General features: G+C 61.0%; 3 protein-coding genes and 1 pseudogene. 1 reads left to right on the top strand and 3 read right to left on the bottom strand.

Going from position 1 to position 3,493, the window contains the following annotated elements; translation table 11 throughout:
- Together ACIQ17_RS32255 and ACIQ17_RS32250 are read right to left on the bottom strand one after the other, a co-directional pair.
- A pseudogene (locus ACIQ17_RS32255) lies at positions 1-115 on the bottom strand (ABC transporter permease); the annotation flags it as partial.
- Between the two features lie 140 nt (positions 116-255).
- Positions 256-1,857, bottom strand: coding sequence for an ABC transporter substrate-binding protein (locus tag ACIQ17_RS32250; RefSeq protein WP_398473628.1), 1,602 nt, complete (start codon positions 1,855-1,857; stop codon positions 256-258).
- Positions 1,858-2,089: 232 nt separating this feature from the next.
- Between ACIQ17_RS32250 and ACIQ17_RS32245 the strand changes: the two genes are divergently transcribed.
- Positions 2,090-2,341 (top strand): DUF6489 family protein, encoded by a 252-nt coding sequence (locus ACIQ17_RS32245; RefSeq protein WP_398473627.1) that lies wholly within the window; start codon positions 2,090-2,092, stop codon positions 2,339-2,341.
- Positions 2,342-2,357: 16 nt separating this feature from the next.
- Here the strand turns inward: ACIQ17_RS32245 and ACIQ17_RS32240 are convergent, their stop codons facing one another.
- Positions 2,358-3,338 (bottom strand): alpha/beta fold hydrolase, encoded by a 981-nt coding sequence (locus tag ACIQ17_RS32240; protein WP_398473626.1) that lies wholly within the window; start codon positions 3,336-3,338, stop codon positions 2,358-2,360.
- Positions 3,339-3,493 lie beyond the last annotated feature (155 nt).

The following is a 3,493-nucleotide window of genomic DNA, read 5'->3' as shown; positions in this document are numbered from 1 at the left end:
CCACCATCTGGTTCACCGGGTCTCCGGCAAAGCGGAACATGGTGAAAGCGATGATGCCGACGGCGATCAGCACACCGATGGACTGCAGGGCGCGGCGCAGGATGAAAGCGAGCATGCGGTCCTTTCGCTTTCAGAACGTAGCCGTCATTGCGAGGAGCCCTTGCGACGAAGCAATCCAGCCCTTGCTTACGGCTTTATGGATTGCTTCGTCGCTCCGTTCCTCGCAATGACGAAAAGAAAGACCTGTGACGCCGCTCACTCCGACTTCACCGCCCAGTAAGGCAGCACCTGGTTGTCCGGCCGCTGCACGATCTTGACCTTCTTCGAGACGCCCCAGGCCAATGCCTGCTGGTGCAGGGGGATATAGGCCCATTCCTTTGCGGCGATCTCAAAACCCTGCTTGATCAGCTGGTCGCGCTTGGTGGTGTCGGTCTCCTGCAGCACCTGGTCGGTGATCTTGTCGAATTCCTTGTTGCAGTAGCCGCCGAGATTGGTGGCGCCACGCGGGCTGTTCGGATCGTCGCGGCAGCCCATGATGTCATGCATCACATTGTGCGAGTCCTGCGTGCCCGGCGTCCAGCCGAGCAGATAGAACGAGGTATTGAAGCCGCCGGTCTTGAACACTTTGGCGAAGTAAAGCGCCTTTGGCTGCGCATTGAGGTTCACCTTGACATTGACGCGCGCCAGCATGCTAACCACCGCCTGGCAGATCGCGGCGTCGTTGACATAGCGATCATTGGGGCAGTCCATGCCGACCTCGAAACCCTGCGGATAGCCGGCATCGGCAAGCAGCTTCTTGGCGGCGTCGAGGTCGTATTTCGGCCGGGTGAAATCGCCCGCGAGCTTGAACAGCGGCGGTGCGATCATCAGTGCCGAGGGCGTCGACAGGCCACGCATCACGCGGCTCTTGATCGCCTCGATATCGATGGCCTTGTAGAACGCCTCGCGGACGCGGATATCCTTGAACGGGTTCTTGCCCTTGATGTTGGAGAACAGCAGCTCGTCGCGGATCTGGTCCATGCCGAGAAAGATCGTGCGCAGCTCGGGCCCGGCCAGCACGCTGGCTGTGGTCGTGCCGTTGACGCGGGCGATGTCCTGCACCGGCACCGGCTCGATGATATCCACCTCGCCGGACAGCAGGGCTGCAACGCGGGTGGCGTCCGAGGCGATCGGGGTGAAGATGATTTCCTTGAGATTATGCTCGGGCTTGCCCCACCAGTCGGGATTGACCTTGAACACGGTCTTCACGCCGGGCTGGTGACTCTCGATCCTGAACGGGCCGGTGCCGTTGGCGTTCAGCGACGCATAGCTGGGCGAGGTCGCGGCAGCCGGCGTCGGTGCCGTGGCATTGTTCGCCTCCGCCCATTTCTTGCTCATGACATACCAGACGTCCCATTGCGACGTCAGGATCGGATTGGGCTTGATGAGCACCACATCAATGGTGTGGTCATCGATCTTGACGAACTTCGCATCCGCCGGGATCACTGTGGTGAAGTCCGATCCCTTGGCGCGCACGCGGTCGGCGGAAAAAATCACGTCATCGGCGGTGAAGGGATCGCCGCTCTGGAACTTGACGTTCTTCCGCAGATAGAAGCGCCAGCGGGTCGGCTCCGGCGTTTCCCACTTCTCTGCCAGTGCGGGAATGAGCTGCAGATCCTTGCCGCGGCCGACCAGGCCTTCATAAACCTGGCCATGATGCGCGATGGTCGTGGTCTCGCGCAGCGTATAGGGGTCGAGGGATTTGAGGTCGCCCTGATTGGCGTAGCGCAGGGTCTGCGCCGCAGCTGGCAAAGGTGCCGCTGCGAGGACAAGGGTCAGTGCTGCTGCAGCACCCGCAAGAGTCCGAAGAAACGACATCCGTATCTCCCTCGTCACGCCGCAACCCAAAAGCTGAGCTGCTCAGTCATTGTTGGCGGAGTTCGGTTTGCGCGCAAGGGCGATTTCCAACCCCGGGATGTAAATCCCAATGTGCACATGCAAAGCGGAGGCCAGCTTTGTGCAGGACGGCTTGGTCGCTTGCATCGAAGCGGCGACACCGGCGATACTGACGGATCGTATCGATTTGCAGACCGGATGAGGGGAAGTGGCAATGAAGGTAACCGTCACCGTGGACTGTACCCCGCTCGAGGCGCGCGAATTCCTGGGACTGCCCGATGTGCAGCCGATGCAATCGGCGATGATGGATCAGATGCAGAAGAAGATGATGGAGAATATGGACAAGTATTCCCCGGAGTCGATCATGCAGAGCTGGTTCTCGTTCGATCCGAAGGTCGGCGAACGGTTTCAGGACATGTTCGCGAACATGGCCGGACTGGGCGCCGGGACGAAGGAGAAGAAGTAGCTACAAGGACGTGATCTCAGCCCGCCCGCCGCATCTCGGCCATCGGCGCGCGCATCTTGGCGCTCGCTCCATGTGCATGCCGCGCAATGGCGTCGATCACCGTGGTCCACATGGAAATCGGCAGTGCATGGCCCATGCGGTCGATCATCATCAGTTTGGCGCCGGGGATCGATGCGGCGGTGTCGCGGCCCGCGGCGGGATGCACCAGCGGATCGACCTTGCCATGGATCACCAGCGTCGGCGCCGTTACCTTGGCGAGACGCTCCTTGCGGCTGCCCGAAGCGAGGATGGCGCGCAGCTGGCGGCCGACGCCCTCCGGATTCAAGCCACGGGCATAAGTGCGCTCGGCGCGGTCGAGATCGCGCGCCTCGTCATCGGGGAAGCTGCCGACGCGCAAAAATAGCCAAGTCTGCTTGAAGCGCTCGATATAGGCCTCGTAGCCGTCGGGCTGTCGCTGCAGCAGCTTCAGCGTCACCTGACGGCTCGGCTGCGGCAGACGCGGATCGCCCGTGGTCGACATGATCGAGGTCAGCGAGCGCAGGCGCTCGGGATAGGCGATCGCCATTTCCTGCGCGATCATCCCGCCCATGGAGGCGCCAACCACATGCGCCCGCCGGATATGCAGCACGTCGAGCAGCGCCACCGTATCGGCCGCCATGTCGGACAGCTTGTAGGGCGCGGCGAGGGGAATGTTCAGGAAGCGCAGCTTCGCCAGTTCGTACAGCGAGAACTTCTTGCCACCGGTCATCTGCGAGGACAGGCCGATGTCACGGTTATCGAAGCGGATCACACGAAAGCCGTGGCTTGCCAGCTCGCGGCAAAAATCATCATCCCAATGAATCAGCTGCGCACCGAGACCCATGATCATCACCATGGGTTCCGCGTCGCTATAGCCGAAGACGTCGTAACAGATATCGATCCCGTTCGCGCGCGCGATGCGCGGCGGCTGATACGGAACATCGACCTGTTCGGGGAGGAGACGGGCAGGCTTGTACATGTCAGCTGTATGACACGGAAAGCCTGAATGAAAAAGTTACAACAGCGTGTTCATGCGCTCAAATCGTCGCGGGACTTAACGATATGTTGTCGCAGGGCCTATTGTGACAGTGGTTTTGGCGATTGTGACAGCAATTATGACAGAGCGCCGGGGAG

The sequence above is a fragment of the Tardiphaga sp. genome, from assembly GCF_044340795.1.
GTDB lineage: Bacteria > Pseudomonadota > Alphaproteobacteria > Rhizobiales > Xanthobacteraceae > Tardiphaga.
The sequence above is the reverse complement of the archived record's forward strand: the minus strand, read 5'-3'. Positions and strand labels throughout refer to the sequence as shown.